The sequence below is a fragment of the Nocardia gamkensis NBRC 108242 genome (assembly GCF_001612985.1).
GTDB classification, from domain to species: domain Bacteria; phylum Actinomycetota; class Actinomycetes; order Mycobacteriales; family Mycobacteriaceae; genus Nocardia; species Nocardia gamkensis.
In genome coordinates, this window is record NZ_BDBM01000015.1 from 101,480 (window position 1) to 124,263 (window position 22,784).

Consider the following 22,784-nt stretch of genomic DNA (forward strand, 5'->3'; position numbering starts at 1 on the left):
TTCGTCGCCTACGCGACGGCCACGCAAACGCGAGCCGGGCCGCGAACGGAACATGCTCGGTCTCGCTTCGCTCGAAACCGGGAGTTGAGGTGCGCCGGGCGCGTCAAGGGCGCGAGCTTTGGACCTCGTGCACGCGGTTCGCTGTGGTCGGCGGTTGTCCCGTCGACCGGTGATCAGTCGCGGACGCGGTGAACGTGAGCCCGTCCGCGGACGGCGCATGCTCGGTCTCGCTTCGCTCGAACCGGAAGTGTGGGTGCGCCGGGCGCGTCGGGGTGACTGCTGCTGCCCCTGGTCTGCCGTTTCGGGAGACTTCGTGGGATGGTCGGCGGCTGACAAGGCATGGACGCGGGGCCGGTGTGCGGCCTCTGGTGGCTTTCGTTGCGTACGCCAAGGCGCTCGGATGCGAGTAGCCGTGAGCGGCGAGCCACCTGATAGTTCGCTGCGTGGCAGCGGCGGAACCGGATGGGTGCTGCAAGCGACTTCCTCGCCGGACGCAGCCGTCGGGCCTGGGTCGGCGTGCGGGACGTGCCGTCCGCCGACGCCGGGTCAGCTCGCGGCGAAGGCCAGGTTTTCCGGAGTGGTCGCGACGGCGAGGCCGGCCAGAGCCTTCGCGTGGAGGGCGCGCTTGATCACGGGGAGGTTGGGCTTGCGGTTGCTCGCCAGTGCCGCGGCTCGCTCGATCGCGGTCGCGAGCAACTCGGGGGCGTCGGCCTTGGCATCCGCGATGCCCGCGGCGATCGCCTCGTCGGCCGGGTAGCGGTGGCCGGTGGTCATCGCCTGCACGCAGACCTGGTTGGACAGCCGCTCGGTGAGCAGGGCGTTCATCCCGATGGTGAAGGGCATGCCCAGGTGCACCTCGGGCAGGCAGTAGAAGCCGCGATCGGCGCGCATCACCCGGAAGTCGTGCGAAGTCGCCAGCATGGCGCCCGCGCCGAAGGCATGGCCGTTGATCGCAGCGACGGTGGGCAGCGGGAAGGCGAGCAGGCGGGTGTAGAGCGAGTGCACGCGGTCGAGGTAACCGTGCATCTTGTCCAGATTGCCGAACAGCCAATCGGTGTCCAGACCGTTGCTGAAGAACTTCCCTGTCGCGGTCGTCACCAACGCGGCAGGCCCCTCGGAGCTCTCGACCTCGTCCAGCAGCCCATGGAAGGCGTCGATCCAGTCCGGGTGAAAACGGTTCTCGCTGTCCGTCTGTCCCTCGGCGCCGAGGTAGACGACGAACACTTCCCCGTGGCGTTCCAGATACGGCATGCCGTGCAGCGTATCGGGCACCGACGGCTACCCCTACTCGCGGGTAGGGGTCGAGTCGAACACCCCCGCCCTGCCCCAGCGCACCCCAACTCCCGGTTTCGAGCGAAGCCAAACCGAGCATGTTCCGTTCGCGCGAAGGCGCGGCAAATCAAACCCAGCTATGGTGACGATCATGCTTGCCGAACAGGCCGCCGAGGCGATCGCCGAACGTACGGGAGTGTCACGCCACCGGGTCGCGGTGGTGCTGGGGTCCGGCTGGCAGGACGCGACCGCGGAGATCGGGGCGCCGCGGGCGTCGGTGCCGATGCCGGAGCTGCCGGGTTTCGGAACGCCTACCGCGCAGGGCCATGTCGGCGTGCTCCATTCCGTTCGGGTGGACGACAACGACGTGCTGCTGCTGATGGGCCGCCAGCATCTCTACGAGGGGTATCAGCCCGCCGATGTGGTGCATCCGGTGTCGGCGGCGGTGGCGGCGGGCGCGAAGATCGTGGTGCTGACCAATGCCGCGGGCGGTATCCGGGCCGGTCTCCGGGTCGGTGAGCCGGTGCTGATCAGCGACCATCTCAACTTGACCGGTCGCACACCGCTGGCAGGCGCGACTTTCGTCGATCTGGTCGACGCCTGGGATCCGGAGTTGCGGGCGCTGGCCAGGGAGATCGATCCGAGCCTGACCGAGGGCGTCTACGCGGGCCTCACGGGGCCGCAGTACGAGACGCCCGCCGAGATCCGGATGCTGCGCACGATCGGCGCGGATCTGGTCGGTATGTCCACGGTGCTGGAAGCCATCGCCTGCCGCGCGCTCGGTGCGCGCGTGCTCGGTATCTCGCTGGTCACCAACCTGGCCGCGGGCGTCACCGGCGCGCATCTGTCCCATGCCGAGGTGCTCGCCGAAGGCCATGCCGCGGCTCCGCGCCTCGGCAAACTGCTGCGCGGCGTGCTGGAACGGGTGTAGATGCTGCGCTTCGGCACGGCGGGCCTGCGCGGGCCGCTGCGCGAGGGCCCGGACGGCATGAACGTCACCACCGTGAGCAGGGCGACCGCGGGAATCGTGGCGTGGCTGCGCGACCGCTGTCTCGGCGGCGGTGCGGTGGTCGTCGGCCGCGACGCCAGGCACGGTTCCGCCGAGTTCGCGACGGCGACCGCGGAGATCTTCGCCGCGGCGGGCTTTCCGGTGACGTTGCTGCCGCGTCCGCTGCCCACGCCGGTGGTCGCGTACGCGGTGCGTGAGCTGGGCGCGGTCGCGGGCGTGCAGATCACCGCCTCGCACAACCCGGCCACGGACAACGGGTACAAGGTCTATCTGGACGGCGGGTCACAGCTGATCGCCCCGGCCGACGCCGAGATCGAGCGTTGTATCGAGGCGGTGACCGAGCCGATCGACCGCGTGCCGGTCGTCCCCGCCGACGACGACGTGGTCCAGCGCTATATCGGCCGCGTTGCCGAAATACCCTCCTGGATCGGGGGGCCGGGCGAGCGGGCCGGTATCCGGATCGCCCTCACTCCGCTGCACGGCGTCGGCGGTGACCTCGCCGTCGAAGCGCTGCGCGCGGCGGGTTTTCCCGACGTCCATGTGGTCGAGGAGCAGTTCGCACCGGACCCCGACTTCCCGACCGTCGCGTTCCCGAACCCAGAGGAACCCGGCGCGGCCGATCTGCTGCTCGCGACGGCGGCCCGGGTCGGCGCCGACGTGGCGATCGCACTGGACCCCGACGCGGACCGGTGCGCGGTGGGCGTCCCGCGGCCGGACGGCACCTGGCGGATGCTGCGCGGCGACGAGACCGGCGTGCTCCTCGGTGACTGTGTGCTGCGCACCGCCCCGGATGACGCGCTGGTGGCGACGACGATCGTGTCCTCGCGGCTGCTGTCGAAGCTGGCTCCCGCGCGCGGCGGACGCTACGCGGAAACGCTCACCGGATTCAAGTGGCTGGCCCGCGCGGGCGACGGCTTGGTCTACGCCTACGAGGAGGCGATCGGCCACTGCGTCGACCCGGCGGCCGTCCGCGACAAGGACGGTATCTCCGCCGCTGTCCTGGTGGCCGACCTGGTGGCCCGGTTGAAGGCCGCCGGTCGCGGCCTGAACGACGAACTCGACGACTACGCGGTCGAATTCGGCCTGCACGCGGGCGACCAGGTGTCGCTGCGGCTCGGCTCGGCCACCGACGCGGCCGCCGTGGTCGAGCGATTGCGGGCCGACCCGCCGCGCGAGATCGCGGGCGAGCCGGTCGAATACACCGATCAGCTTCGGGTCCGGGGCCGGATGCGGACCGACGCGCTGATCTTCGAGGGTGTCTCCTCCCGCGTCGTCGTCCGCCCTTCCGGTACCGAGCCGAAGCTCAAGTGCTACCTGGAGGTGGTCGAACCGGTGGGCTCGCGCGCCGGTCTTCCGGCCGCGCGAGCCGCTGCCCGCGAACGCCTTTCGGCATTGCGCGACTTCTGCCGGACCTTCTGACCGCGGCCGGCGGAGGTTCAGCGCGGGCCGAATTGCCGGTCGCCCGCGTCGCCGAGACCGGGCACGATGTAGGCGTTCTCGTTCAGTCCGGAGTCGACGACGGCGGTCACCAGCCGTACCGGCAGTCCCGAGTCCGCCAGTGTCGCAATACCTTCCGGTGCGGCGACGACGCAAACGGCGGTGATGTCGGTGGCGCCGCGGGCCGTGAGCAGCTGCAAGGTGTGCCGCATCGAGCCGCCCGTGGCCAGCATGGGGTCGAGCACGAAGACCGGCAGGCCGGCGAGATCGGCGGGCAGCGACTCCATATAGGGCACCGGCAGGTGGGTGTCCTCGTCGCGAGCGAGACCGACGAACCCGATTCTGGCGTCGGGGATCAGCTCGGCGGCCGCGTCGATCATGCCGAGCCCGGCGCGCAGCACCGGAACGAGCAGCGGCGGGCGGGCCAGCCGGATGCCTTCGGTGGGAGCGACCGGCGTGGTGATCTCGAAGCGCTCGACCTCCGCGTCGCGCAGCGCCTCGTAGATCAGGATGCCGGTCAGATCACGTAGTGCGGCACGGAAAGCCGGATTGGCCGTTCGCTCGTCCCGCATCGTGGTGAGCAGGGCGGCGACGAGTGGATGGTCCACGGTGAGGGTGCGCATGAGGGAACGATAAAGTCGGTCACGGGTGCGCCGCCGGATGCCACCGGACTTTTTTTCCGAAGCGGCGGAACCGAACCGGAACAGCGCGCGTCGAACCAAGTGGATGACGTACTCTGCCTGGGAACAACAGATGGGGGAAGCTCTGATGCGGAAGATGTCGGCGGACACCGAAGGCATTGCGGCCTACGGCGCGACCGCTCACGTCATGGCGGGTGAGATGGCGGCGGCCGGGGTGAGCGCCGCGGCGGCGGAGCCCGCGCTGCTCGGCCCGATCATGGGACTGATCGGCGGTGACTTCATGGCGGCCTACGCCGCGGCGCACGCCGGGCACGTCGCCGCGATCGGCCAGCTCTCGGCAGTGCTGACCAGCATGGGTGGCGCAGCCACCGGCGCGGCGACCGTCCTCACCGAGACCGACGCCACCCACGCGAGCGCGCTGCGGAACGCGGCCACCGAGGTGGAGTGAGCCTGTGATCGATGTCAACGCACTGGCGCAACCGATCCTCGACCTGCTCGCCAGCTTCGGCAGCGGCGTGCTGCCCGCGGGCGGTCCCACCGACGCGCTGCGCAGCACCTCGTCCGTGGTCGACCAGATCCACCAGATGGGCCGCGACAGCATCAACGGGATGAACGCCGCGTGGGACGGTCGCGCGGCCGACGCGGCCACCGCCAAGGCGCTGCGCGTGCAGACCTCCGCGGCCACCATCTCCGATCGTGGCAACGAGATGGCGACGGTCGTGAACCAGGCCGCGGGCGAGGTCGAGACCGGCCAGAAGGATCTCACCGACATCGCGCAGTCCTTCGTGAACACCGCGGCGAGCATGGGGCCGGTCCTGGCGACGCCGGAAGGTCTGACGGTGCTCGTCGGCTCCGCGATCGACCATCTCAACCAGGCCCTCAACGTCGTCGGCCGGGTCCAGAACGAATTGCAGACGCACACCGCGTCGATGAACGACCTCACCCCGCCGCCGACCACCCCGGCACTGGCCGGTGTCCCCGCCGCGGGCGTGCAGCAGGCGGCGTCCGCCGCGTCCGGCGTGCTCAACGGTGCGGGCTCGCTTCTGAGCACCGCGATGGCCACACCGCTGCAGTCGCAGTCCTCACGCGGTTCCCGTGGCACGCCCGGCACGACGGGCACCCCCAAACCGGACACCGGTTCGTCGGGCACGCCCGACGACGGCAAGGGCGTGAAGATCACGCTGCCCGACGGCAGCGTGGTGGAGGCGCCCAACGAACAGGCCGCCACGGCGGTCCGGTCGGCGATCGGCGCCGTGGGCACGCCCTATGTCTGGGGCGGCAACAGCCCGGGCGCGGGATTGGATTGCAGCGGGCTCACCAAGTACGCCTACGGCGAGGCGGGCGTCGACCTGCCCCGGCTCGCGTGCGACCAGGGCAACGGGGCCACACCGGTGTCGGCCGGTGATCTGATGCCCGGCGACCTCGCGATCTGGGACGGCCACGTGGCCATGGTGATCGGGAACGGCCAGTTGGTCGAGGCGGGTGACCCGGTCCAGATCAGCTCGATTCGAACGGAGAACTCAGGCATGGACTTCTACGGTTTCTACAGGCCGACGGCATGACCCGACCCCCGGTTCCCAACGTCACGGTGGCGTCCAGCAGCAACCGGTCGGGCACCATCTCGGTGCGCGCGACCGATCAGGGCATGCCGGTCGAGATCAAGTTCGAGCGCAGCGAATACCGCTACGGCGCACAGTCGCTCGCCAACGAGATCCTGCGGCTCACCCAGCGTTCCGCCATCGCGGCGCGGGCGCGGCGGCGCGAACTGCTCGCCGAGTCGGGCATGCCCTCGGACATCCTCGACCGGCTCGGTCTGCCCACTCGCCAGCAGGCGGTGGACGAGCTGGACCGGATCGACGACGCGGACACGGGACCGACGACCTGGATGAGGCCGGTATGAGTGCGGAAATGGACGCCCTTGTCGCGGCGGCCACCCAGAAACTGGAGGCGCTGGAAGCCGCGCTGTACGGGTTGAAGCAGGTGCGCGGGCGGTGGACCTCCGAGGACGGCGCGGTGAGCGTCGAGGTGAACAGCGACGGCGCACTGGTCGGCCTGAGCTTGGCGGAATCGGTCACATCCCTGCCGCCCGCCGAGGTCGGGCAGTTGATCGTCTGGGCCTGCAGACAGGCCGCCGAGGACGCCGGAGCGCAGCGATCCAAGGTCGTTGCGACACTGAACGAGTCGTTCGTCCCCGCCGCGCAGCCGCCCGCGGGCACGAATGGGGGCGGGCCGGATAGTGCCTGACGCGGAAGGTCGATAGGCTTCCGCACATGGCTTCTGGAGACATCGTCCCGATCGAGCTCGGCCTGACCGACGGCGATCTCGTCACCCTGTGGGCACCGCGTTGGCGAGACGGTGACGACGAGTGGGAGGCGTTCCTCGGTCACGAGGACGCCCTCTACGGTTTCGAGTCCGTGGCAGAGCTGGCCGCCTTCATCCGCACCAACGCCGACAACGACCTCGTGGACCATCCGGCCTGGAAGGTCGTCGCGGGTCTCTCGGCGGTCGAACTGGAACCGGAGGAGAATTTCACCTTCGACCTGGTCGCCGTGCCGGAGCTGGCCGCGGGCGAACCCGACGTCGACAGCGTCGCCGAGCTGGAGGACACCCTCGGCATGGTGCGCAACATCGGCGAGGTGTGCGAACTGGAGACGGTTACCAAATTCTTCGGTTCCCATCCGGTGCTCGGCGCGCTGCCCGGCGGCGTGAGCGCGTTCGTCGGTCGCGACGGCGAGGAGCTGTGGGACCAGATCGGCGCCGCCATCGCCAAGGGCTGGGACGACGTCCTGGACGCCATCGACTCCGTCGTGCAGACCCCCGAGGTCGACGCCGAGGCGGTCGCGGTCGCCGAGGCCGAACTGCTGGCCGCCGAGGAGAACGTGGTCGACGCCGACGACGCCGCCGACAGCGACGAGGAGGAGGAGTTCGAGCCCGTCGACCTCGACGCGGAAGAGGACGACGACGAAGACGAGGACGAAGACGAATCGTTCTGGCACGAGGTCGGCATCGACCCGGTCAAGATCATCACGTCCGAAGGCAGCGTCTTCACCCTGCGCTGTTACCTCGACGACGAGCCGATCTTCCTCGGTTCCAGGGGCTCGATCACGGTGTTCTCGTCCGAGCGCGCGCTGGCCCGCTACCTCGCCGACGACCACGAGCACGACTTGGCCCGCGTGAGCACCTTCGCCGACGTGCAGACCGCGGCGGTGGACGGCTCACTGGAGGTCGAGGTGACCGACGAGAACGTCTACGTGCTGCCCGGCTTGGCCGAGGACTTGGCCGAAGGCCCCGAGGCGGTCGACATCGAACAGCTCGATCTGGCGGTGGAGCTGTTCACCGACGCCGCAGACTACGCCGACGACGACACGGTGGAGCAGGCCCTGGCCCAGTCCACCCCGCTCGGCTGGTACGTCTCCTACCTGCTGAACCCCGACCCCACCCGGTTGGCGCCCAACCCGCCGTTCACAGCGGAGGCCCAGGCCTGGCGCGAACTGGAACGCAACCTGGAGTCCCGGCTCGACAAGCAGTAACTAGGGCAGCCGGATCCAGACCTGCTCGGCCTGTCCGAGCAGGCGTTCGTCGGCGCCGTAGACCGCGGTCGAGGCCCAGCATTTGCGTCCCTGCTCGCGGTGGAACTCGCCCACGACGACGCAGCGCTCATCGACTTCGGGGATGTCGTGCACGGTGGCGGTCATCGAGCCGAGCAGAGCGGGGCGTTCGAGCATGCCGGGTAGCGACCAACCGCCGGGGCAGTCCATCGCGGCCCACAGCAGCGGCGGCCCCAGCGGCACGGTGTCGTCGGGGATCCATGGCGCGGCCACTCGGTGCTCGTCGACCCGGCCGGGTTCGATACGCAGCCCGTCCGTCCGGCCACTGCCGCAGACGAAGCAGGACGCGAAGATCTCGATGCTGGTATAGCTGCGCGCTGCCTCGGTCGCGTCGGCGAAGGGGATACGTCCAGGGGCGTCGCGTTCGAGTTCGCCGCTCTCGGACTCGGCGATCAGCGTGTCACCGTCGTAGAGCCGTTCGGCCCGCACGTCGAGGGGCGTCTCGAGCGGCGGTGGGCTGCGCAGGACGACGGTGACCGTCCGCTCGTCGCGCTGGGCGGCGAGCAGACCGGCCACGTAGCCACCGTTGCCGGAGTCGGGTGGTCCGTTGAACCGGCGGGATATGCGCAGGGTCGCCATATCGCCACGCTAGCGAACCGGTAGCCGGGCGGGCGCCCAACCTCGCAGCCGACGCTGCCTCGTCCCCGTAGGACGCCTGCCGCCCCTAGCCGATGAGGACCGCGTATCCGGGCTTGATGATGTCGTCGATGATCCGCAGCCGCTCGGGGAACGGGATGAACGCCGACTTCATGGCGTTGATGGTGAAGCGTTCCAGGTCACTCCAGCCGTAACCGAACGTCTCGACGAGCTTGAGCATCTCCTGGCTCATGCTGGTGTCGCTCATCAGCCGGTTGTCGGTGTTCACCGTGACGCGGAAGCGCAGGCGGGCCAGCAGGTCGAACGGGTGCTTGTCCAGCGACGGCACGGCGCCGGTCTGCACGTTCGACGACGGACACAGCTCCAGCGGGATGCGCATGTCCCGGACGTAGTTGGCGACCAGCCCGAGCTCTGCGTCCTCGACCGCGCCGGGCACGCTGATGTCGTCGGTGATTCGCACGCCGTGGCCGAGCCGGTCGCAGCCGCAGAACGCGAGCGCCTCGTGAATCGACGGCAGCCCGAAGGCCTCGCCCGCGTGGATGGTGAAGTGCGCGCTGTTGGCGCGCATGTACTCGAACGCGTCGAGGTGCCTGCTGGGCGGGTAACCGGCTTCCGCGCCCGCGATGTCGAAGCCGCCCACTCCGCGATCACGGAAGCGCACCGTCAGTTCCGCGATCTCCCGCGAGCGCGCCGCGTGCCGCATCGCGGTGAGCAGGCAGGTCACCACGATCGGATGTCCGCGCTGCGCGGCCGCCGCCTCGCCTTCACGGAATCCGGCCAGCGTGTGCTCGACCACCTCGTCCAATGTCAGCCCGCGCTCCAAGTGCTGTTCGGGGGCGAAGCGCACCTCCGCGTAGACGACGCCGTCGGCGGCGAGATCCTCGGCGCATTCGCGGGCGACCCGGCGCAGCCCCTCCGGAGTCTGCATCACGGCGACGGTGTGCGCGAAGGTCTCCAGGTAGCGTTCCAGCGATCCGCTGTCGGCCGCGTCGCGGAACCAGGCCGCCAGCGACGCCTCGTCGGTGGCGGGTAGGTCCTCGTAGCCGCTGTGCGCGGCGAGTTCGAGCACCGTCGCGGGCCGCAAGCCACCGTCCAGGTGATCGTGCAGCAGCGCTTTCGGCGCTTGGCGGATCGAGGCGAGAGTCAGAGGCATCGGTCCAGTCATGTATAGACGGTAGCCGCAGCGCGCCGAAACGGCAGCCGAGTCCGGCCGTGTCAACTATCTCGTTGCCCGCCGGATGCGGGCCGGCCCACGACCGGACACCGCTCGGTTCGCCGCGCAGACACTGTGCGCGCAGCTTCCTGCCCTCGCGCATGCGTGCGGCCCGGCGGCACACCCGTGATCCGGCAGCGCAGCCGGGCCAGAGGCCGCATCGAGGGGCGGTGCGCGCACAGGTGCGGCCGCTGCGGGTGGCCGCCGTACCCTTTTCGGCGACCAAGGAGGCCCACGCGCCCTACGCCGCCCGCTGGGTTACTGCGGACAGTTCAGGACACGATGCGGTCGAGGATCAGCGCGGCTGGACCGGGCGCGGCAGTTGCCTCGATGGTGACGGCGTCGCGCAGGGCTGCCATGGCGCCGGTGAAGGCCTCGGGGGTGTCGGTATGCAGGGTGAGCAGCGGCTGGCCCGTGCTGACGGCATCGCCCGGTTTGGCGTGCATCTCGATGCCCGCACCGGACTGCACCGGATCGCCCTGACGTGCCCGGCCCGCGCCGAGACGCCAGGCGGCGATACCGACGCTCAGCGCGTCGAGCCGGGTCAGCGTGCCGTCGGAGTCGGCGCGCACGGTCTCGGTGTGCTTCGCGGTGGGCAGCGGCGCGTCCGGGTCGCCGCCCTGGGCGCTGATCATCGCGCGCCAGTGATCCATCGCCCGGCCGTCGGCCAGCGCATCGGCGGGGTCGGTATCGAGCCCGGCCAGCGCGACCATCTCGCGAGCCAAGGCGATGGTCAGCTCGACGACGTCCTCGGGACCGCCCCCGGCCAGCACCTCCACCGATTCCGCGACCTCCAGGGCATTGCCCGCGGTGCGGCCGAGCGGAGTGTCCATGGCGGTGAGCAGCGCGACCGTCCGGACGCCCGCGTCGGCGCCCAGTTCGACCATCGCGGTCGCCAACTCGCGCGCCCCGTCGAGTGTCTTCAAGAACGCTCCGGAGCCGACCTTGACGTCGAGCAGCAGCGCCGCGGTGCCCTCGGCGATCTTCTTGCTCATGATCGAGCTGGCGATCAGCGGGATCGACTCGACCGTGCCGGTGACGTCGCGCAGGGCGTAGAGCCGCCGGTCCGCGGGCGCGAGGTCGGCGCCTGCCGCGCAGATCACCGCCCCGACGGCCGGGTCGGCCAGCAGGTCACGCATCCGCGACGCAGGCACGTCCGCCTGCCAGCCGGGGATGGACTCCAGCTTGTCCAGCGTGCCGCCGGTGTGACCGAGGCCGCGCCCGGACAACTGCGGCACCGCGGCGCCGCACGCGGCGACCAGCGGAGCCAGCGGCAGCGTGATCTTGTCACCGACGCCGCCGGTCGAGTGCTTGTCCACGGTGGGGCGCGGCAGGCCTGCGAGATCCATGCGCCGCCCGGAGGCGATCATGGCGGCGGTCCACCGCGCCGTCTCGCGCCGGGTCATCCCCCGCCAGAGGATCGCCATGGCCAGCGCGGACATCTGCTCGTCGGCCACCGTGCCGCGGGTGAACCCGTCGACCACCCAGTCGATCTGCGCGTCCGACAGCTCGCCGCCGTCCCGCTTGGTGGTGATGATCGAAACCGCGTCGAGTGCCGTCACGGTGGCCAGTTTGGCACGAGCCGACGGGCACCCGGGTTCTCGCCGATGGGACGGAACCGCACCGCGGCATCGCACCTTCGCTCGCGCCTGAGCCGAGGTCGGTTGCCGGAATCGCCCGGGCAACGAGCGAAGGCGCCCGGTTCGGAGGACCGCCGCCGCGAGTGCGTCCGGACACCGTCAGCAGAGGCGGCGCTAGAGCATGCGTCGCCGACGGACCCGGCTACACCTGTCCCGCGTCCAAATCGTCCGGCCCGAACGCGTCCGGCAGCAGCGCGCGCAACGGCACCGCACCGCCCTTGTGATCGACCAGGAGATCGGCCCCGCCGTGCTCGTAGAGCAATTGGCGGCAGCGACCGCAGGGCATCAGGATTTCGCCGCGAGAATCGGTCACCGAGACGGCCACCAGACGCCCCCCGCCGCCCGAAATCAAGTTACCGATGAGTACACATTCGGCACACAGGCCTAATCCATATGAGACATTCTCCACATTGCAACCGCTCACCATGCGACCATCGACGCTGAGAGCCGCAGCGCCGACCGGAAACCGCGAGTACGGCGCATAGGCGTTTCGCATAACTCGAAATGCGTTGTCACGCAGCAGTTTCCAGTCGATTTCCGGCATGGGCAACCTCTCTGGGACCGGCCCGATCGCGGCCGCGCAAGGGCCACGACGGAACCCCGTACACATCAAGAAAGGTAAGCCTAACCCGATCCACTGTCGCGCAACGCACGGTACGCCGAATTAGTTCCGGGATTGCTGGAGGATTAGAGTCCAGAACAGATCGGTTCAGGTTCCTGCGACGGGCCGGAGTACAGCCACCTGGGCATTCGCCCGCCACGCCGTCGGCGTCGGACCTGCGACCGGGTCCATCAACGACGTTGGAGGCACCGCACTCTATGACCACGATTGAAGCTCCGGCCCAGCCGAAGCGGAAGACGCTGTACCGAGGCGACCCCGGAATGTGGTCGTGGGCGCTGCACCGGATCACCGGGGTCACGATCTTCTTCTTCCTCTTCGTTCACGTACTGGACACCGCCCTGGTGCGGGTGAGCCCGGACACCTACAACGAAGCGATCGAGACCTACAAGACGCCCATCGTGGCGTTGATGGAGATGGGCCTGGTCGTCGTCGTCCTGTTCCACGCGCTCAACGGCGTCCGCGTGATCCTGGTGGACTTCTGGTCCAAGGGACCGAAGTACCAGCGCCTGATGCTCTGGATCATTCTCGCGATCTGGTTCCTGCTGGCCGTTCCCGCGATCGGGCGCCAGTTCTTCTACCTGTTCACGGAGCACTGATCATGAGCGCACCTGTCATCGGTAAGTCTTACGACCGCCCGGCCAGCCTGGATCTGCCTCGCTCGCCGCGCGCGCGCTCGAACAACAACTTCGAGAAGTACGCCTGGCTGTTCATGCGCTTCTCCGGCCTGCTGCTGATCGTGCTGGTGCTCGGGCACATGGCGATCATGCTGCTGCTCGACGGCGGCGTGAAGCGGCTCAACTTCGCCTTCGTGGCCGGTCGCTGGTCCAGCCCGTTCTGGCAGTTCTGGGACCTGACCATGCTGTGGCTGGCGCAGTTGCACGGCGGCAACGGCCTGCGCACCGTCATCGACGACTACTCCCGCAAGGACTCGACCCGGTTCTGGTTGAAGACCCTGCTGGCCATCTCGATGATCTTGATCATGGGTGTGGGCACCTACGTCATCTTCACCTTCGACCCCAACATCAGTTAGGAACAGGCCCCCTCGCATGAGTGAGCGCAGCGAACGAACCACTGGGACCGGGGAATCTCGTCCTGTCCAGGAGCACCGCTACGACGTCGTCATCGTCGGCGCGGGCGGCGCCGGCATGCGCGCCGCGATCGAGGCCGGCCCGCGTGCTCGGACGGCGGTGCTGACCAAGCTGTACCCGACCCGCAGCCACACCGGCGCGGCCCAGGGCGGCATGTGCGCCGCGCTGGCCAACGTCGAAGAGGACAACTGGGAATGGCACACCTTCGACACCGTCAAGGGTGGTGACTACCTGGTCGACCAGGACGCCGCGGAGATCATGGCCAAGGAGGCCATCGACGCGGTGCTCGACCTGGAGAAGATGGGCCTGCCGTTCAACCGGACGCCCGAGGGCAAGATCGACCAGCGGCGCTTCGGCGGGCACACCCGCGACCACGGCAAGGCCCCGGTCCGCCGCGCGTGCTACGCCGCCGACCGCACCGGTCACATGATCCTGCAGACGCTGTACCAGAACTGCGTCAAGCACGACGTGGAGTTCTTCAACGAGTTCTACGTGCTGGACCTGGTGCTGACCGACAGCGATCGGGGCCCCGTCGCGACCGGTGTGGTCGCCTACGAGCTGGCCACCGGCGAACTGCACGTCTTCCACGCCAAGTCGATCGTGTTCGCCACCGGCGGCTCGGGCCGGATGTACAAGACCACCTCCAACGCGCACACCCTGACCGGCGACGGCATGGCGATCGTGTTCCGCAAGGGCCTGCCGCTGGAGGACATGGAGTTCCACCAGTTCCACCCGACGGGTCTGGCCGGGCTCGGCATCCTGATCTCCGAGGCCGTCCGCGGCGAGGGCGGCATCCTGCGCAACGCCGACGGCGAGCGGTTCATGGAGCGCTACGCCCCCACCATCAAGGACCTCGCGCCGCGCGACATCGTCGCCCGCTCGATGGTGCTGGAGGTGCTGGAGGGCCGCGGCGCGGGACCGAACAAGGACTACGTCTACATCGACGTGACCCACCTCGGCGAGGACGTGCTCGAGGAGAAGCTGCCCGACATCACCGAGTTCTCCCGCACCTACCTGGGTGTGGACCCGGTGAAGGAACTGGTGCCGGTGTTCCCGACCTGCCACTACGTGATGGGCGGCATCCCGACCCGCATCCGCGGCGAGGTGCTGCGCAACAACAGCGACGTCGTCCCCGGCCTCTACGCCGCGGGTGAGTGCGCGTGCGTCTCGGTGCACGGCGCCAACCGCCTGGGCACCAACTCGCTGCTGGACATCAACGTGTTCGGCCGTCGCGCGGGCATCGCCGCCGCGGAGTACGCGCAGCGCAGCGAGTTCGCCGAGATGCCGGAGAACCCGGCGCAGATGGTGCAGGACTGGCTGGCCCAGCTGCTGAGCGAGCACGGCGACGAGCGGGTGGCCGACATCCGCACCGAGCTGCAGCGGTCGATGGACAACAACGCCTCGGTGTTCCGCACCGAGGACACGCTCAAGCAGGCGCTCACCGACATCCACGCACTCAAGGAGCGCTACGCGCGGATCACCGTGCAGGACAAGGGCAAGCGCTACAACAGCGACCTGCTCGAGGCCGTCGAGCTCGGCTTCCTGCTCGAGCTGGCCGAGGTCACCGTGGTCGGTGCGCTCAACCGCAAGGAATCGCGCGGTGGCCACGCTCGCGAGGACTACCCGGACCGCGACGACGTGAACTTCATGCGTCACACGATGGCCTACAAGGAGGGCTCGGATCTCCTGTCGGACATCCGCCTGGACTTCAAGCCGGTGGTGCAGACCCGTTACGAGCCGATGGAGCGTAAGTACTGATGACTGCTGTTGCCGAAGCACCCTCTTCGCAGAAGCCCGCTCCGGTCCCCGAGGGCTCGGTGATGATCACCGTCAAGGTGGCCCGGTTCAACCCGGAGGACGATAAGGGCGCGCACTGGGAGTCCTTCCAGGTGCCGGTCCTGCCGACCGACCGTTTCCTGAACGTGCTGACCTACATCAAGTCCTACCTGGACGGCACGCTCACCTTCCGGCGTTCCTGCGCGCACGGCGTCTGCGGTTCTGATGCCATGCGGATCAACGGCGTCAACCGGCTGGCCTGCAAGGTGCTGATGAAGGACATGCTGCCCAAGGGCGACAAGTCGATCACCGTCACCGTCGAGCCGATCCGCGGCCTGCCCGTGGAGAAGGACCTCGTGGTGAACATGGAACCGTTCTTCGACGCGTTCCGCGCCGTGAAGCCCTACCTGATGACCTCGGGTAACGAACCCACCCGCGAGCGCATCCAGAGCCAGGCCGACCGGGCCCGGTTCGACGACACCACCAAGTGCATCCTGTGCGCCTGCTGCACCACCTCCTGCCCCGTGTACTGGAGCGACGGCAGCTACTTCGGCCCGGCCGCGATCGTGAACGCCCACCGCTTCATCTTCGACAGCCGCGACGAAGGCGCCCGCGAACGCCTCGACATCCTCAACGACGTCGAAGGCGTCTGGCGCTGCCGCACCACCTTCAACTGCACCGACGCCTGCCCGCGCGGCATCGAGGTCACCAAGGCCATCCAAGAAGTCAAGCGAGCGTTGCTCTTCACCCGCTGATTTCTCGGCTGGTCGTAAACGAAGGCCGCTTTCACCACCCGGTGAAGGCGGCCTTCGTATCTCCTGGAGCGGACCACATTCGTCACGGCCGCTCGTTCGCCGGAGACTGTCGGCACTCATCTTCTGCTAGCACTCGAAGTGGCAGGCAATCCGCTGTTGCGTCGCAGTCGTCGACAGCTTCCGAGTCGTCGGCACCGATCGGATGCGGGATTCCGTACTCGTCGACCGCAGCCCAGGTCCCGTCATCCCAGCGCAGCCAACCGATGCGGGTCATGCCAGCGCCTCGTCCGCAAGGCCGCTGCTGTACGCCGCTGCGGCGAGGTATTGCAGGCAGTTCGGGCCGTCCCCCGAATGAGCATTGAGGACGAACCTGGCCTCATCGAGGGAACGAAAAGCGCCCTCCACGAAACAGTTGCGATGAAAATGGCGCCACTGTTCGGCGTCGGCCGAGGTGATGGTCATCGGGCGATCCGTTCCGCCCGCAGCGACGGCGTGATGTGTCCGGCGTCAACCAAAGTCCAGTAGGCAAGCCGCTTGATGTCACAGGTTTCGGCCGGGCAATCGCGATACTGCTGCATGATCCGGTGCGCTTCCGCGACGGAAACACGAGGAAAGACGTCCGGAATTCGTTCCATTGCAGCAGAGGGTTGATCCTCTCGTTCGAGGTAACGTAAACCCAGACAAAAGGCGGCGACAGTGGCGAGGATCGTGACGACCAAAATAGGGACAAATGGGTGCATGACTGACCTCGGGTATTATGTGGGCATTGTGGTCTACTACCGTGGGTAGAGCCGAACGACGCTGAACCTTTTCAAAAGACCGCTCGCATACCGTTGTCAGTAAGGCGCGCCGCGCCGAGAGCACCTCGGACGGATTCAAGTAGTCTCATCGACTCCCCCGACTGATTACGTTTTGCATGACAGCCCCGGACATCGGAGCCGTGGTTCCAGCCTCATGCACGCAGCGCTTCCGAAAGAGGGCAAGTTACGGGGCAGATAATTCGGCCGCGACCCAGCGTCGGCGCCGCTGGATAGACTGAACCGACCGATACCGATGAGGGGACGCATGCAACCGAACGTGCAACTCCAGCAGCGACGGGAAGCCACACCGTCGCAGATGACATCTGGTCAGACGATGAGCCGCGCCGAGCTGGCAGAAGCCGTCAATGCCTACATCTGGCGACAGCACGGTCAGCGGCGCGAACTAGATGCCCGCACCATCGCACGCTACGAGCGCGGCACTGTCCGCTGGCCCAACGATCTCTACCGCGAAGCCTTCCGCGCCATCCTGCACGCCACCGATCGTGAACTGGGCTTCGTACCGAATCGTCAACGCCGCAAAGCGTCGGCAATGTCGGACGGCACGCTCGCGATCAACCTGCTCAGCCCTTTCGATCCAAACGTCGGTCCTGCCCACTTTTTCGGCCCGAGCACAGACGACAAGCCGATCAGCCGTGTCGGCACTACCGAGGTCATCGACATCCAAACAGCCACGCGCACAATCGCATCGGTGGAGAACCGGCGTGGCGGCGGCTCGATCAGCCTTGTCGCGGGCAGACAACTCGGCCGCTTCGTGCGGTTACTCGATGGAAAGGCGTCGCCTGGCACCCGCCGGGCCCTGCTCGAAGCGATCGGCAACTTCGCCAGCGTCGCTGGGTACGCCGCTTTCGATATCGGCGATTACACGGCGGCTGAGCGGAGATTCCGGCTCGCCCTATGGTGCGCCGACACTGCCGGATCCTGGGAGCTTCGCGCCAGCGCGCTCGCCGATATGGCACGCAAGACGGCATATATTGGTAACGCTGATGGCGGATTGTCGCTCATCGAACTGGCCCAGGTGCGGTCCGACCGGCTGTCCGCCACCACCCGCGCCATGCTGAGTGCCCTGCGAGCCCAATACTTGGCTGCTATGGAACAACCGGACGAAGCGCTCTCCGAGGTTGCACGCGCCGATGAGCAATTTGCTGAGCGCAATCCCGCCACCGACGCCCCATGGCTGTGCTTCTACGACGAGGCGGAACACTTTGGCAGCACCGGCAAGGCCCTGATCCCAATCGCACAGAGGCGGCACCGCATCGAGTTGGCGGCCTCGAGAATTCGGCGAGCCGTTGATCTCCAGGCTGCGGAATACCCTCGTTCGCAGACCTTTTCGCTCACGCGCCTGGCTACCCTGACTATGCAGATCGGCGATCCGAAGGAAGCAGCTGTCCTTGGGATTCGCGCAGCCACGCAGGCCAGCCGGCTCGATTCCCATCGTATCCAGAACGAACTTCAACGATTGGCCGCTGCTTCGTCACGTCACCGGCGAATGAGCGACGTCGTGGCACTGCGCGAAGTCATCACCCGCCGATCTGGGGCGAAAGCAGCGTTATGACCGCAGCAACGTCATCCGAGGCGATACTGGCGGAAGCCGCTCGACGAGCCGACCTCGAACTGACTGACCAAGAAATGATCCGCGCAGGATCCCATGCGATTTACCGGGCTGGCGACGTCGTGGCACGGATCGGAGAGCCCGGCAGCCTGAACGATGCCGAGCGGGAATTGCGTGTGTCGCAATGGCTGAACAGTTCTGACATTCCCACAGTCAAGGCGGTATCGGAACTGGCTCAGCCGATTCTGGTGGACGACCGACCTGTCACCTGGTGGCATCTGATCCCCGACCATCGGCCGGCTACACCCGCCGAACTCGGAGCCATGCTGCGAGCTCTCCATTCGTTGACGCCACCGACCGACCCCGGCTTGCCGAGATATGCCCCATTCGGTGATCTTCGCATGCGGTTGGCGACTGCGGACACGGTGAACGAAGATGACCGGACATGGCTGCTGATGCGCTACGACGAGCTACGGCGGCGATATGATGAGCTACCGGAGCCCCCGCGACCCGCGGTGATTCATGGCGATGCCTGGCAGGGCAACCTGGTCGTGCCACCCACGGGCATTCCTACGGTGCTGGATCTGGACAAGGTGTCGCTTGGCCGACCGGAATGGGATCTCATTCAACTCGCCGTCGATTACGCGGACTTCGCACGAGTCTCCGAAGCCGATTACCTGTCTTTCGTGCACGCCTATGGCGGCTACGACGTCACGACATGGCCGACCTTCCGACTCTTCGCCGACATCCAGGAACTTCGGTGGGCGGGCTTTGCCATAGGGCAAGCCGGAGCTAGCAGGTCAGCTGCACAACAGGCCGAGCATCGGATCGCGTGCCTGCGCGGAAAGGTAACGCGGCCATGGCGGTGGGAGGCGCTATAACCGGAGCCGATAGAGCTGGAAATCCAGATTGGCCCTTATTTGCACTCAAGCTGGGTTCACGAAACGCGCCCCAGGTCCGGGTGTGCGGCGAATCGCCGAGGGCGGCAAATGGGTATGGCCGCCGGCGCATTCGAGGACGATTCGGACCGGCTCCTGGCATACTTCGCCGCCTTCGGTCTGGTGGCGGACCACCACCGACGGGCCCTGCGGATCTGCCAGATATTTGTCGCCCCATTCGAGTAGGGCGATCAAGGTCGGTCGCAGATCCATACCGCGCTGGGTGAGGCGGTACTCGTAGCGCTGGCGGGCCCCCTTTTCGCGATAGGGGATCTTCTCCAGCACATCCGCTTCGACGAGGCTGTCGAGGCGGGCCGAGAGCAGATTGCTGGCGATACCCAAACGGTCGCGGAACTCGCTGAACCGTCGAGCGCCGTCGAGCGCCTCCCGCACGATCAGTAGCGACCATCGTTCGCCGATCACCGACAGCGCACGTGCCACTGAGCAGTTGACGGGGTCGATGCGCGGTGGGGACGTCATACGACCACGATACCGCCTGAGTTGACATTTTATATCCAGGGTCATACGGTGCCGCCATCTGAGTTTCATAACTAAATCCAGGAGGCCGGCATGCCCATGCTCGATGTCTACATCCCCGAGGGAACCCTCACCCCCGAGCGCGAAGCAGCGCTGCTCAACCGAATCACCGAGATCCTCATCCGCCACGAGGGTTTCGACCCGTCGGATCCGATCACACGCTCCGTGTCGTGGGCCTTTCTGCACCGGCCCGCCGCCGTGTTCGTCGGCGGCGCGCCCGCGAAAGCTCCGCGGTACAAAGTGGTGCCGTCCGTGCCGGAGGGACAGCTCGACGCCATCCAACGGGCCGGTGTCGTCCGGGAGATCACCGAGGCCGTCCTCGACGCCGAAAACGGCGCGTGGCCGCGTGACCCCAGCCGCGTCTGGGTCTTCCCCACCGAGATTCCCGAAGGACACTGGGGCGGTTCCGGCCAGATCAAAACCTTGAAAGACATCCTGACCAGGTTGACCCACGGCGACCTCGACCAAGCCTCCGCACTGGCCGCCAAACGAATCACGGCCAGCCGACTCGAACGCGATCGCACTCCGCGATGACGACGAGTGGCACACCAGCGAGAGCGCTACTCGGCATTTGCCACAGCCATGTGCCACTCCTGGAGGCTGGCGGCTTGTGCCGACGCCTCGACTCCTGAACGACGTTCGAAGGCGTCCCGCGCAGCGGGAGGCGTGAACGCCGAGGCAAGCAGCCACCTCGTTCCCGACGGCGGGAACATCAGCGCGCGTCGCTTATGCTTCGGCTCGGGTCGGCCTGGCGCGTGGCGGTTCGCCGATGCGCGACGTCCCGTTCAGCAGCCGAAGACGGCCGGGCCGTCTGATATCGACCCAGGGGGTTGCGTGGCCGAATCACTGTCGGTCGACCCGGCCCAGCTGCGCGAATCGGCGGCGGAGTTAGGGCAGGCGGCCGAAGACGCCGAACGGGTGGCGAACGAACTGAAGGCGGCACTCGCCGACGAGGGTGAGTTCTGGGGTGACGACGAAGCCGGCGAGACGTTCGCACACACCTACAAACCCGGTGCCGACCGTACGCTGGAGGGGTTCGACGACCTCGTCGCGGACATTCGGGCGATGAGTTCCGCGATGAAGCATGCGGCCGATGCGTTCGAGGACGGGGACCACTACGGGCGGCAGAACATCCGAAACTCGGCCGACGATGGCATCCCGTACCCGAACGCACCGAGCCGGAACCGGCCGGCAGAACCCATTCCGCAGGCGACGACCAGCGAACCCCTGAGCCACACAAACGATTCCGCACGGCCGCCGGGCACGCCCGATCGCCCGGCGAACGGAGAATCCGCCCGTCCGCAGCCGGACGCCCCGACCGACCGCGGCAGTATCGATACACAGCAACCCCTCGCATCCGGCCAGCAGTCCGCAGCATCCGGCCAGCAGTCCGCAGCGTCCGGACAGCAGCCCACGGAGTCGGGCCAGCAACCTCCGGAATCCGGACAGCAGGACGATTCGACGAGCAGTTCCCCAGAAACCGAATCACCCGAGGACGAATCCGGCGACCATCCCCCGGCAGCCGAGACCGGATCGCCGACGACGCCCGGTATCGGCACAGAGCGACAGGGAGCGCAGGCGAATACACCCACGGGGAAGCAGACGGGTCCACAGCCGACGCCGAGCGGCCCCAACGACTCTGGCAAGCCGTCGGCGAATACACCGTGGACGCGGAGCGGGCCGGGCACCCCTTGGGCAAAGGCTCCGAGCCCCTCTGGCGCGCCCGCGAACGAAACCCCGCCTCGGGTATCTCCTCCACGCACCCCGGACCGCCCGCCCGCGGGCAAGAAGCCGGAGCCGGCTCCGAAACGTCGCGAGCAGAAGCAGGCCCCGAAGTCCGCGGGCGTGCGTGCACGCCGAGCGACAGATGCCGAGGCCATGCGGATCGCGCGGGAGATGGCCGCTCGGCACAACATCGAGATCGTCGGATTCGACGCGGCGGGTATCGCCGCGGCGACGGTCCAGGACATCGCCGATGCGGTCGACACCGTCCTCCCGCGGATGCCGGCCGCACTGCGCGGAATCGAGATCCGGGATGCGACGGGATCGCTATCCGCCGTCGAGAATCGCAGTACGGCAAAGCCATCGGGAGAGGTGGCGCCGTGGATCGTGCTGGCTCACACTGCGGTGATCGATCCTCGGATGTTGGCGGGCCGTTCCCGGGCGACGACCCGATCCGGTCCTGCACGGCGACCGATGTATGCCGCGATCCTGCGGGAACTCGGCGCCGCGATCGACCTCACCGGCGGGTTCCGGGCACACAAGGAGGCGCAACGGGCGCTCATCACCGAATACATGCGGATCAACGACCCCCGAGGCGAGACGCTGAGCCGCGTGGTCGCCGGCTACAAGCGATGGCGGGCGCAGCTCGGCGACAACTGTTTCGAACAGGGCCTGTTCCTTCCGGGCAGGGCGCTGGCCGAGGGATTCGCCGCGGTCGAATCGAGTGAGGACGAGGCCAACGGCCCGCAGAAGGTGCTGGGTCGGCTGCTGGTGACGATGTCGCGTGCGACCTTGCCGGGCCGGTGACGGGACCCGTTGCCGCCCGAGCGGACGGCGTCTGGTTCTTCATCCTTCCCACCAGCGGTGAAGTTGCCACGCCCCTCTCGGTCATCATTATGGGCACGTTCGGAGGTCCGCGGTCGGCACTGTCCGCTGAGATTTCGAGTCGGAAGGTTGTGGCATGGATCGATGGGAGCGCGAAGGCCTCCGCTCGGCCAACAACGGCATGCGCAACCAGCTCGAACATCTCCTCGACTCCTTCGAACGTCAGCAGGGCAGACTCGCCGATGTGTTCCGAGAACTGGAAAACGCTCGCACGCGGGCGAGTTCTCCCGACCAATCGGTAGAGGTGACCGTGGACGCCGCAGGCGTGCTGACGGACCTGCGCCTCACGGCCGCGGCAATGCGCCAGACCCCGGAGCAGTTGAGCGGGGCGATCGTGGACGCCACTCGGGCTGCGGCGCGCCGAGCGCAGCAGCAGGCCGAGGCTCTCGCCGCACCCGTCGACGACGACCTCGACGACCTGCCCGACCTGCCCGATATCTCCCCGGGTGCCCCCAGCCTCAACGAGATTCGCGCCTTCTTCCGCAGGGACGACGAAGGTTCCCCGAGATAGCACCGGGCCGCGTAGTGCAGACGATGCTGCGTACCTGCCGACAACCGGAGAGGAACTCCCCGCCGGCGCAAGGGCCTGGGATTCGGACGCCGCCGTGCGATGCCGGCAGCAGTAGGGTTCACGGAGCCGCTTGCCGGATACGCATCGGCGAACGCGAGCGCAC

At 67.9% G+C, this 22,784-nt stretch carries 25 protein-coding genes; 16 read left to right on the forward strand and 9 right to left on the reverse strand.

The features are described 5' to 3' along the window. Positions 1-546: 546 nt before the first annotated feature. Positions 547-1,251: an enoyl-CoA hydratase-related protein gene (locus NG1_RS14800; RefSeq protein ID WP_040865031.1), complete on the reverse strand. Its 705-nt coding sequence runs from the start codon at positions 1,249-1,251 to the stop codon at positions 547-549. A 172-nt stretch (positions 1,252-1,423) separates the two neighbouring features. Between NG1_RS14800 and NG1_RS14805 the strand changes: the two genes are divergently transcribed. Together NG1_RS14805 and NG1_RS14810 are read left to right on the forward strand one after the other, a co-directional pair. Next, positions 1,424-2,203, forward strand: a complete 780-nt coding sequence (locus NG1_RS14805) for a purine-nucleoside phosphorylase (protein ID WP_084498927.1) — start codon at positions 1,424-1,426, stop codon at positions 2,201-2,203. Beyond that, positions 2,204-3,700, forward strand: coding sequence for a phospho-sugar mutase (locus NG1_RS14810; RefSeq protein WP_062971130.1), 1,497 nt, complete (start codon positions 2,204-2,206; stop codon positions 3,698-3,700). It abuts the gene before it with no gap. A gap of 17 nt (positions 3,701-3,717) precedes the next feature. On the opposite strand, the gene upp is transcribed toward NG1_RS14810, so the two are convergent. Further along, the gene (gene upp / locus NG1_RS14815; protein WP_062971143.1) at positions 3,718-4,341 is read right to left on the reverse strand and encodes a uracil phosphoribosyltransferase; all 624 of its coding nucleotides are present in this window, start codon (positions 4,339-4,341) and stop codon (positions 3,718-3,720) included. A gap of 130 nt (positions 4,342-4,471) precedes the next feature. Here upp and NG1_RS14820 point away from each other — a divergent pair, with 130 nt between their 5' ends. From NG1_RS14820 to NG1_RS14840, 5 genes are read left to right on the forward strand one after another with little or no spacing between them, the layout of a single operon-like run. Continuing rightward, positions 4,472-4,807: a type VII secretion target gene (locus NG1_RS14820; protein ID WP_309247302.1), complete on the forward strand. Its 336-nt coding sequence runs from the start codon at positions 4,472-4,474 to the stop codon at positions 4,805-4,807. A gap of 4 nt (positions 4,808-4,811) precedes the next feature. Next, positions 4,812-5,921: a C40 family peptidase gene (locus NG1_RS14825; RefSeq protein ID WP_062971145.1), complete on the forward strand. Its 1,110-nt coding sequence runs from the start codon at positions 4,812-4,814 to the stop codon at positions 5,919-5,921. Then, positions 5,918-6,259 (forward strand): hypothetical protein, encoded by a 342-nt coding sequence (locus NG1_RS14830; RefSeq protein ID WP_062971147.1) that lies wholly within the window; start codon positions 5,918-5,920, stop codon positions 6,257-6,259. The genes NG1_RS14825 and NG1_RS14830 overlap by 4 nt, the downstream gene beginning before the upstream one ends. Continuing rightward, a complete protein-coding gene (locus tag NG1_RS14835) occupies positions 6,256-6,603 on the forward strand; it encodes a YbaB/EbfC family nucleoid-associated protein (protein ID WP_040865024.1) in 348 nt (115 codons plus the stop codon). Before NG1_RS14830 ends, NG1_RS14835 begins: the two co-directional genes overlap by 4 nt. Positions 6,604-6,629: 26 nt before the next feature. Next, on the forward strand, positions 6,630-7,889 hold the full coding sequence (locus NG1_RS14840) for a SatS C-terminal domain-containing protein (RefSeq protein ID WP_062971149.1): 1,260 nt from the start codon (positions 6,630-6,632) through the stop codon (positions 7,887-7,889). Here the strand turns inward: NG1_RS14840 and NG1_RS14845 are convergent, their stop codons facing one another. The 4 genes from NG1_RS14845 to NG1_RS14860 all read right to left on the reverse strand — a co-directional run bounded on the left by NG1_RS14845 (position 7,890) and on the right by NG1_RS14860 (position 11,961). Beyond that, positions 7,890-8,546, reverse strand: a complete 657-nt coding sequence (locus NG1_RS14845) for a hypothetical protein (protein WP_062971151.1) — start codon at positions 8,544-8,546, stop codon at positions 7,890-7,892. A gap of 85 nt (positions 8,547-8,631) precedes the next feature. After that, positions 8,632-9,729, reverse strand: coding sequence for an adenosine deaminase (locus NG1_RS14850; protein WP_062971154.1), 1,098 nt, complete (start codon positions 9,727-9,729; stop codon positions 8,632-8,634). A gap of 320 nt (positions 9,730-10,049) precedes the next feature. Continuing rightward, the gene (locus tag NG1_RS14855; RefSeq protein WP_062971156.1) at positions 10,050-11,339 is read right to left on the reverse strand and encodes a thymidine phosphorylase; all 1,290 of its coding nucleotides are present in this window, start codon (positions 11,337-11,339) and stop codon (positions 10,050-10,052) included. A gap of 220 nt (positions 11,340-11,559) precedes the next feature. Continuing rightward, positions 11,560-11,961, reverse strand: a complete 402-nt coding sequence (locus NG1_RS14860; RefSeq protein WP_062971158.1) for a cytidine deaminase — start codon at positions 11,959-11,961, stop codon at positions 11,560-11,562. Between the two features lie 275 nt (positions 11,962-12,236). On the opposite strand from NG1_RS14860, the gene sdhC reads away from it, so the two are divergent. Genes sdhC through NG1_RS14880 form a run of 4 tightly spaced genes read left to right on the forward strand, consistent with a single transcriptional unit; the run spans position 12,237 to position 15,658 of the window. Next, a complete protein-coding gene (gene sdhC / locus NG1_RS14865) occupies positions 12,237-12,635 on the forward strand; it encodes a succinate dehydrogenase, cytochrome b556 subunit (protein ID WP_083863252.1) in 399 nt (132 codons plus the stop codon). Positions 12,636-12,637: 2 nt separating this feature from the next. Next, the gene (locus tag NG1_RS14870) at positions 12,638-13,069 is read left to right on the forward strand and encodes a succinate dehydrogenase hydrophobic membrane anchor subunit (RefSeq protein WP_062971160.1); all 432 of its coding nucleotides are present in this window, start codon (positions 12,638-12,640) and stop codon (positions 13,067-13,069) included. Positions 13,070-13,085: 16 nt separating this feature from the next. Next, positions 13,086-14,885 carry a succinate dehydrogenase flavoprotein subunit gene (sdhA, locus tag NG1_RS14875; protein ID WP_062971162.1) on the forward strand — a complete coding sequence of 600 codons (1,800 nt, stop codon included), beginning with the start codon at positions 13,086-13,088 and terminating at the stop codon, positions 14,883-14,885. Then, positions 14,885-15,658 carry a succinate dehydrogenase iron-sulfur subunit gene (locus NG1_RS14880; RefSeq protein WP_040865018.1) on the forward strand — a complete coding sequence of 258 codons (774 nt, stop codon included), beginning with the start codon at positions 14,885-14,887 and terminating at the stop codon, positions 15,656-15,658. Before sdhA ends, NG1_RS14880 begins: the two co-directional genes overlap by 1 nt. Positions 15,659-15,928: 270 nt before the next feature. Here the strand turns inward: NG1_RS14880 and NG1_RS14885 are convergent, their stop codons facing one another. Together NG1_RS14885 and NG1_RS36690 are read right to left on the reverse strand one after the other, a co-directional pair. Next, complete coding sequence (locus NG1_RS14885) at positions 15,929-16,120, reverse strand: hypothetical protein (RefSeq protein ID WP_062971164.1); 192 nt, start codon at positions 16,118-16,120, stop codon at positions 15,929-15,931. Next, complete coding sequence (locus NG1_RS36690) at positions 16,117-16,398, reverse strand: hypothetical protein (RefSeq protein ID WP_157114055.1); 282 nt, start codon at positions 16,396-16,398, stop codon at positions 16,117-16,119. Before NG1_RS36690 ends, NG1_RS14885 begins: the two co-directional genes overlap by 4 nt. Positions 16,399-16,723: 325 nt before the next feature. Here NG1_RS36690 and NG1_RS14890 point away from each other — a divergent pair, with 325 nt between their 5' ends. Together NG1_RS14890 and NG1_RS14895 are read left to right on the forward strand one after the other, a co-directional pair. Then, the gene (locus NG1_RS14890) at positions 16,724-18,031 is read left to right on the forward strand and encodes an NsdA family TPR-like regulatory protein (protein WP_245659905.1); all 1,308 of its coding nucleotides are present in this window, start codon (positions 16,724-16,726) and stop codon (positions 18,029-18,031) included. Next, on the forward strand, positions 18,028-18,909 hold the full coding sequence (locus tag NG1_RS14895; RefSeq protein ID WP_063910348.1) for a phosphotransferase enzyme family protein: 882 nt from the start codon (positions 18,028-18,030) through the stop codon (positions 18,907-18,909). The genes NG1_RS14890 and NG1_RS14895 overlap by 4 nt, the downstream gene beginning before the upstream one ends. 45 nt (positions 18,910-18,954) lie before the next feature. Here the strand turns inward: NG1_RS14895 and NG1_RS14900 are convergent, their stop codons facing one another. After that, on the reverse strand, positions 18,955-19,446 hold the full coding sequence (locus NG1_RS14900; protein ID WP_062971170.1) for a winged helix-turn-helix transcriptional regulator: 492 nt from the start codon (positions 19,444-19,446) through the stop codon (positions 18,955-18,957). A 90-nt stretch (positions 19,447-19,536) separates the two neighbouring features. Between NG1_RS14900 and NG1_RS14905 the strand changes: the two genes are divergently transcribed. The 3 genes from NG1_RS14905 (at position 19,537) to NG1_RS14915 (ending at position 22,621) form a co-directional block, all read left to right on the forward strand. Continuing rightward, positions 19,537-20,037 (forward strand): hypothetical protein, encoded by a 501-nt coding sequence (locus NG1_RS14905; protein ID WP_062971172.1) that lies wholly within the window; start codon positions 19,537-19,539, stop codon positions 20,035-20,037. A gap of 300 nt (positions 20,038-20,337) precedes the next feature. Next, entirely contained in the window at positions 20,338-22,032 is a 1,695-nt protein-coding gene (locus NG1_RS14910; RefSeq protein WP_062971174.1) for a WXG100 family type VII secretion target, read from the forward strand. Between the two features lie 154 nt (positions 22,033-22,186). Then, on the forward strand, positions 22,187-22,621 hold the full coding sequence (locus NG1_RS14915; protein WP_062971176.1) for a YbaB/EbfC family nucleoid-associated protein: 435 nt from the start codon (positions 22,187-22,189) through the stop codon (positions 22,619-22,621). Positions 22,622-22,784: the final 163 nt, after the last annotated feature.

Bases quoted from the DNA above. Each gene is read 5' to 3' on its own strand.
- NG1_RS14800 (WP_040865031.1), bottom strand. From the start codon at position 1,251: ATGCCGTATCTGGAACGCCACGGGGAAGTGTTCGTCGTCTACCTCGGC.
- NG1_RS14805 (WP_084498927.1), top strand. From the start codon at position 1,424: ATGCTTGCCGAACAGGCCGCCGAGGCGATCGCCGAACGTACGGGAGTG.
- NG1_RS14810 (WP_062971130.1), top strand. From the start codon at position 2,204: ATGCTGCGCTTCGGCACGGCGGGCCTGCGCGGGCCGCTGCGCGAGGGC.
- upp (WP_062971143.1), bottom strand. From the start codon at position 4,341: ATGCGCACCCTCACCGTGGACCATCCACTCGTCGCCGCCCTGCTCACC.
- NG1_RS14820 (WP_309247302.1), top strand. From the start codon at position 4,472: ATGGGGGAAGCTCTGATGCGGAAGATGTCGGCGGACACCGAAGGCATT.
- NG1_RS14830 (WP_062971147.1), top strand. From the start codon at position 5,918: ATGACCCGACCCCCGGTTCCCAACGTCACGGTGGCGTCCAGCAGCAAC.
- NG1_RS14835 (WP_040865024.1), top strand. From the start codon at position 6,256: ATGAGTGCGGAAATGGACGCCCTTGTCGCGGCGGCCACCCAGAAACTG.
- NG1_RS14840 (WP_062971149.1), top strand. From the start codon at position 6,630: ATGGCTTCTGGAGACATCGTCCCGATCGAGCTCGGCCTGACCGACGGC.
- NG1_RS14845 (WP_062971151.1), bottom strand. From the start codon at position 8,546: ATGGCGACCCTGCGCATATCCCGCCGGTTCAACGGACCACCCGACTCC.
- NG1_RS14850 (WP_062971154.1), bottom strand. From the start codon at position 9,729: ATGACTGGACCGATGCCTCTGACTCTCGCCTCGATCCGCCAAGCGCCG.
- NG1_RS14860 (WP_062971158.1), bottom strand. From the start codon at position 11,961: ATGCCGGAAATCGACTGGAAACTGCTGCGTGACAACGCATTTCGAGTT.
- sdhC (WP_083863252.1), top strand. From the start codon at position 12,237: ATGACCACGATTGAAGCTCCGGCCCAGCCGAAGCGGAAGACGCTGTAC.
- NG1_RS14870 (WP_062971160.1), top strand. From the start codon at position 12,638: ATGAGCGCACCTGTCATCGGTAAGTCTTACGACCGCCCGGCCAGCCTG.
- sdhA (WP_062971162.1), top strand. From the start codon at position 13,086: ATGAGTGAGCGCAGCGAACGAACCACTGGGACCGGGGAATCTCGTCCT.
- NG1_RS14880 (WP_040865018.1), top strand. From the start codon at position 14,885: ATGACTGCTGTTGCCGAAGCACCCTCTTCGCAGAAGCCCGCTCCGGTC.
- NG1_RS14885 (WP_062971164.1), bottom strand. From the start codon at position 16,120: ATGACCATCACCTCGGCCGACGCCGAACAGTGGCGCCATTTTCATCGC.
- NG1_RS36690 (WP_157114055.1), bottom strand. From the start codon at position 16,398: ATGCACCCATTTGTCCCTATTTTGGTCGTCACGATCCTCGCCACTGTC.
- NG1_RS14890 (WP_245659905.1), top strand. From the start codon at position 16,724: ATGCAACCGAACGTGCAACTCCAGCAGCGACGGGAAGCCACACCGTCG.
- NG1_RS14895 (WP_063910348.1), top strand. From the start codon at position 18,028: ATGACCGCAGCAACGTCATCCGAGGCGATACTGGCGGAAGCCGCTCGA.
- NG1_RS14900 (WP_062971170.1), bottom strand. From the start codon at position 19,446: ATGACGTCCCCACCGCGCATCGACCCCGTCAACTGCTCAGTGGCACGT.
- NG1_RS14905 (WP_062971172.1), top strand. From the start codon at position 19,537: ATGCCCATGCTCGATGTCTACATCCCCGAGGGAACCCTCACCCCCGAG.
- NG1_RS14915 (WP_062971176.1), top strand. From the start codon at position 22,187: ATGGATCGATGGGAGCGCGAAGGCCTCCGCTCGGCCAACAACGGCATG.